The sequence below is a fragment of the Candidatus Afararchaeum irisae genome, assembly GCA_034190545.1.
Taxonomy (GTDB): domain Archaea; phylum Halobacteriota; class Halobacteria; order Halobacteriales; family Afararchaeaceae; genus Afararchaeum; species Afararchaeum irisae.
The window spans coordinates 1-5118 of sequence record JAXIOF010000058.1 but is presented as its reverse complement, the minus strand read 5'-3'; the positions used below and the strand labels follow the sequence as shown (position 1 = coordinate 5118).

7 protein-coding genes are annotated in these 5118 nt (G+C 55.7%); 3 read left to right on the top strand and 4 right to left on the bottom strand.

The annotated features are described in order from the left end of the window. Nucleotides 1-17 precede the first annotated feature (17 nt). On the top strand, nt 18-128 hold the full coding sequence (locus tag SV253_07350; GenBank protein ID MDY6775873.1) for an ATP-binding protein: 111 nt from the start codon (nt 18-20) through the stop codon (nt 126-128). Nucleotides 129-139: 11 nt separating this feature from the next. Here the strand turns inward: SV253_07350 and SV253_07345 are convergent, their stop codons facing one another. The 3 genes from SV253_07345 to SV253_07335 form a co-directional block, all read right to left on the bottom strand. Beyond that, nucleotides 140-976, bottom strand: coding sequence for a hypothetical protein (locus tag SV253_07345; GenBank protein ID MDY6775872.1), 837 nt, complete (start codon nt 974-976; stop codon nt 140-142). A 162-nt stretch (nt 977-1138) separates the two neighbouring features. Further along, the gene (locus tag SV253_07340; GenBank protein ID MDY6775871.1) at nt 1139-2749 is read right to left on the bottom strand and encodes a hypothetical protein; all 1611 of its coding nucleotides are present in this window, start codon (nt 2747-2749) and stop codon (nt 1139-1141) included. Then, nucleotides 2742-3509, bottom strand: coding sequence for an ABC transporter ATP-binding protein (locus tag SV253_07335; protein ID MDY6775870.1), 768 nt, complete (start codon nt 3507-3509; stop codon nt 2742-2744). Before SV253_07335 ends, SV253_07340 begins: the two co-directional genes overlap by 8 nt. Before the next feature lie 110 nt (nt 3510-3619). Here SV253_07335 and SV253_07330 point away from each other — a divergent pair, with 110 nt between their 5' ends. After that, nucleotides 3620-4336 (top strand): hypothetical protein, encoded by a 717-nt coding sequence (locus tag SV253_07330; protein ID MDY6775869.1) that lies wholly within the window; start codon nt 3620-3622, stop codon nt 4334-4336. A 26-nt stretch (nt 4337-4362) separates the two neighbouring features. Next, nucleotides 4363-4560, top strand: a complete 198-nt coding sequence (locus tag SV253_07325; GenBank protein MDY6775868.1) for a hypothetical protein — start codon at nt 4363-4365, stop codon at nt 4558-4560. A 15-nt stretch (nt 4561-4575) separates the two neighbouring features. Here SV253_07325 and SV253_07320 read toward each other — a convergent pair whose 3' ends face one another. Then, on the bottom strand, nt 4576-4731 hold the full coding sequence (locus SV253_07320; GenBank protein MDY6775867.1) for a hypothetical protein: 156 nt from the start codon (nt 4729-4731) through the stop codon (nt 4576-4578). Nucleotides 4732-5118 lie beyond the last annotated feature (387 nt).

Genomic DNA, 5118 nt, shown 5'->3' with positions numbered 1-5118 from the left:
TCCGCCACGGCGAAGGGATGGGGCTATTCCTCGTGGACAGGATAGTAGAGAGGTCGGGTGGACGTATCTGGGTCGAGGACTCCGAACTCGGCGGTGCCGACTTCCGGATGGAGCTCAGGAGGGTGTGAGCCGTGTCGTGCTACCTTACCCTCACTACCTCGTAGTCGAACCTCATCGTGTTGTGGGGCATTATGTCTGCACTCCAGTCTCCGCTCGACGGGTTCTCGACCGTGTAGACGAACTCCTTCGAGCCGCCTGCTACACCGTACTCGCCCACGGTCTGTGAGTCACGGACTCCTCCGTTTCCGAGGCTGACGTGACCCTTGTTAGTTGTCCTGACCATCTCGGGCTCTACCTCGTCCCCGCTCGGGCTCGTAAGACTCACGTCGAAGTCGACTTCGGGTCTCTGGGACTCTCCGTGGGCTGACTGACTCGTTATCTTGACTCTAACCTCGGTCGTGTTCGAGTCGACACTGAAGGGTACCTCGAAGGCTTCGGACGGCTGTTTCCAGACCTCAGTTCTGAGACGCATCCTCTGCCAGTAGCCGTTTTTGGACTGTCTCGTCGGGTCTTTTATCCCGAGGTCGATCTCTCCGCGGTAGTCGCCTCTGTTTACTGACGAGGGCGGTGAGACCGTCAGTTCGACTGTAGCGGTCTCACCCGAAGCTATCTGTGTGGGCGCGTCTACCGAGAGCCACGATCTGTCTATCTTATCCGGCGTGTCCCCGCTGTAGACTACGTTCCTGTCCCGACCGTTCATCTCGGGATTGAGGGGAACCGAGGTTTCTCCCGTGTTCCCTATCCTGATCTCACGTGTCACTGACTCTCCGGCTTTCACCTGAGTATGTACGTAGGTGTCTGAGAGTATCTCGACAGTGGGCTCACGCCATACATTGACGTTGAAGTTAGCCGTGTGTACGTGTCTAGACGGTCTCCCAGGGTACGAGATCTCCGATCTCGCGGGCTCGCAAATCACAGATTTGCGAACGACTCCTTGAGGAAGTCGTCAGAAGCTCTGCTTCTGACTGCTCACAAATCTACGATTTGTGAAGGGGTCTTGCCCTTGACCTTAGTTAGATAAAGCATTTCTCCCGGATAGGTATGTAAAGCATTTATGGGAGGCTGGCTGAGAAAAACGTCAGTCTCGGAGGTAGTAGTCCTCGAAGACAGCTACAGCATGGCGGAAACTCAGTAGAGACGCCAAGACGAAGAGAGACGACGACAGAGCTACCGCGCCTACTCCTCCTAAGGGCAGCAGGCTGTCGACCAGGTCAGCACCCGACTGTGCGATTATACCCGGTGCTGAGACGATGCCGAATGTGAGTACGAAGAAGAGATAAGCCCAGCCACTCGGAACCACAGCCTCACGCCGACCCTGTACGGCTGTCTTCTCGAACTTAGGGAACTCGACCCCGAATCCCGTCGACAGGAGGGGTCCGAAGGCTGCCATAACCGCCACGAGGACTACCGAAGCCGCTGTACTCACAGACCCGTTGGGTCCGACGACCCCCACGACAGCCGTGGCGAGCACAGACACGGGAAGACCCACCGTAATACCTCCGAGAACGAGTCCTCCGAGGAACTGTCTCGGCTCGACACGTGAGGTCAGAACCAAGGGCAGAACCGATCCCTCGCCCCCTATCGGGTTGAGTGTAAAAGCCGACGACGCACCGAGGGCGACTGCTGCCCCAGTAACCGGCGCGACCACGGGAGAGAAGCCGGATCTTACCGACATGACGAAAACGTACACGAGCATAAACACGGGGACAAAAGCGTACTGGAGCGTGAACGGAGCGCGTCTCGCGCGTTTCCAGCTTTTGTCGGCTGTCCGAAGAGTGGCTTTCGGGAGTCTGCCTTCGAAGAGGCTGAAGACAGAGGATGTGTCGGGGTTCGCCGTCCCGGAGTTCAGACTGTCGCTGAACCACAGACTCCGTGTTAGTCTTCCCGAGGCTACGACTCCGAGAGTAAGCACCACGAGACAGACTGTGAGACCTCCGATTCCACGTGTCAGATCTCCCGCAGAGACAGGTAAAGACACGAGTATGAGGTCACCTAGCCAGCTACTCGGCAGATAGCCGACAGTCTCGGAGACGATACGTCCCGTAGACTCCTCAGTCATGAAGAAGAAGTAGACCGTGAGTGACACGAGAGACGCCACGAGACTCAGGCTCGTCCTGTGACTAGCTACGAGCCTCGAACGTGCCGCGGCTACTTTTACGAAGACACCAGCCGTGAAACCCAATGTCACCCCGAGTCCTATTAGAAGTAGAAGTACAGCCCCGGTCAGACCGAAGGCGAGAGCCGAGCGCGCGCCCGCGCCGACACCTACCGAGACGACGACGACAGGAAAGACAGCCGCCGCGAGCCACCGTCCTACCTCTCTGAGAAGAACCCCGAGGAAGACGTTGTAGTGGGAGGTGGCTGAGAGAACAGCCCTGTCTTTGTCGACTGTTCCGACCGACTTGACCGTCCTCTGTAACGTGAAGAAGCCGACAAAGGCGGCGGTGCCCGTCAACGTGACACCGACCGCAAGGGGACTCTCAGGACTCATACCCTCCGACACGAGCGACCTGACGAAGAAGTAAGATCCGACACCTAAGCCGACTGAGTAGAGAAGTCCGAATCCCGCACCGATGACCGTCATCGCAGCCTCCTTCGTGTTAGAGTTGAGTTTCCGGTAGCTCCGGCGGAGCTCTGTTCTCGCCACGAGGAGTATCTTACCCGGGTCTATCTGAGACGTTTTAACCATTCTGACTCCCCGTGCCGGTGTCTCTGGATCTGGTCAGGTCGAGGAAGACCTCTTCGAGTGTCGTACCGCCGGTGTCGGTTCCCTCGTCACGGACACGGCGTTTTAGGTCGTCGGGAGATCCCTTAGCCACAAGAGTTCCTTCGTACAGAACGCCGACCTCGTCGGCGATCTCCTCGACTACCGGGAGTATATGGGTCGACAGAAAGACCGTCGTCTCGGAGTCTGCGATCTCTCCTATGAAGTCACGCACAGTCCGTGCGGCTCTGGGATCAAGTCCGCCCGTGGGCTCGTCGAGAAAGAGTACATCGGGTCTGTGCATCACAGCCTGTATCAGGCTCAGCTTCTGTTTCATCCCCTTCGAGTAGGCTGAGACCCTCTTGTCGAGGTCTCCTTTGAGATCGAACCTACGTGCCAGGTCATCGATGTGGGACTCGTCTCCGAAGTCCCTGAGACCCGCTACGTACGAAAGCTGTTCGCGTCCCGTGAGTTCGTCGTAGACAGGAGGCTCCTCGGGGAGATAGCCGATCAGTGGAACTACCTCGGATCGGTTAGAGACGTCGTGCCCTTGGATACGTACCTCGCCCGAGGTCGGCTGACGAAGAGTTGAGAGAATCTCTATCGTAGTCGTCTTTCCCGCTCCGTTCGAGCCGAGAAATCCGAAGACAGTCTCTTCCTCTACGGTAAGGTCGAGTCGGTCGATAGCAGTAGTCTCGTCGTACTCCTTCCGGAGTCCCGATACCTCGATAGCCGGATCTGACATTACTTCAGAGTCGGAACGGCTGTTGAAGTAACTTTTTGTTAATTCAGCATACAGAGGCTCCGTGTATCAGAAATGCTTAATATATCCGTCGAATTTCCGAAAACATAAACATGAGTCTGAGCATAGGATCGTCGGTATCAGGCGGTATCAGCCGTATAGCCAACCGGAACGGAGCCCTCTTCGTGGTAGTCTACGCCCTGGCGGGAGTCATCTGGCAGGTGACTGTCAACAGCTTCATAATGAGTATGATGAGGGAAAGAGGTGCCGAGATAGCGGGAGATACCTTCGCAGTCACGGTGGATCTGCCTATGAGTCTCCTCGGGGTCTTCGGAGTCGTCGTATTTGTGTTACTCGGATACTTGAGTATACTCGCTACACGTACCTTCGTCGGAGGACACACAGACTCTATACCCTCGGAGTACTACACCCGAAACATCGGCTGGGCTCTCATAAACATATTCGTCGGAGGGATCGCTTACGGCATACTCGTCGTGGTCGGATCGTTTCTCCTCCTCATACCGGGAATCATAGCGTACGTCGCTTTCGTCTTCATGGTGCCTTACATCGCCGTTGAGGACGACAGCTTCGTCACCGCCCTCAAGAATAGCTGGAGCCTGACACGTGGTCACTGGCTCCGTCTCTTCGTGGTTCTGCTTATCATATTCGGAGCCGGAATCGTAGCCGGAGGTATAGGTAGTCTGACCGCCTTAGCCACAGGAACACAGATAATCGGCACCGCGCTCTCAATGGCAGTCTCGGTAGTCTCGATCGGAATCATAGCCGAAGCCTTCGTTCAGCTAAGGTCTGGGTCGGCTCCAGATTCTTAAGCAGGGTGCACATAAAATAATAAGACATGACACGGTCTGATACGGACGAAAGGAGTTTCCTCGTCAAGGCTGGAGCCGGAGTAGCTGTGGCTCTCGTACTGTATATGGCAGTAGTCCAGCAGATATTCCTCGGGGCTGTGATGGGAGCTATCATAGTCTTCCTGTACCTCGTCTGGAGGTTCGTCCGTGCTCACGAACGTATAGCCGAAGCCTTGGAAGACTGAGGGTACCACCGATACTCACGTGCTTCCGTCGTCTAAGACCTCAGCCGTGTATGTTCTGCCCTTGTAGACGTAGCTCTTACTCGTCTCTGAAGAAAACGGTGAAGACGGGAAGACAGCCCGTTTCTCGGTCTCGACTACGACGGCTTCGACTCCGTCCTCGAAGAAGGGCACCGAGTACCTCAGATGGCTGTTTCCTCTGTAGATATTTTCGTCTATGACACGTCTGTCTCCCTCGGTCCCGTCCGACCTTTCGACACGTATACTCAGATCCGATCCGTCTTTTCCATCGACGGACGTAGGTATATCTGTGTCTCGGGGTCAGCCTCTGTTTCTCCTAAGACCTGCTTGTCACGCTCAGTTAGGAGGTGGTTCTCGTCACTCAAGCCGACCACCTCTCCCTATTTATATTCCTCAGAATAAACGCCCGACTACGGAGACGTCCGTTTCTTAGTGAGTCGGAATCATTTTTTGAGGAAGGATTTTTCGGGGGTAGACCCGTCGCTGTCTGGTGTTTTTATCTCCCTCGAAACCGACTAAAATTAGTATGGACTCGCCGGG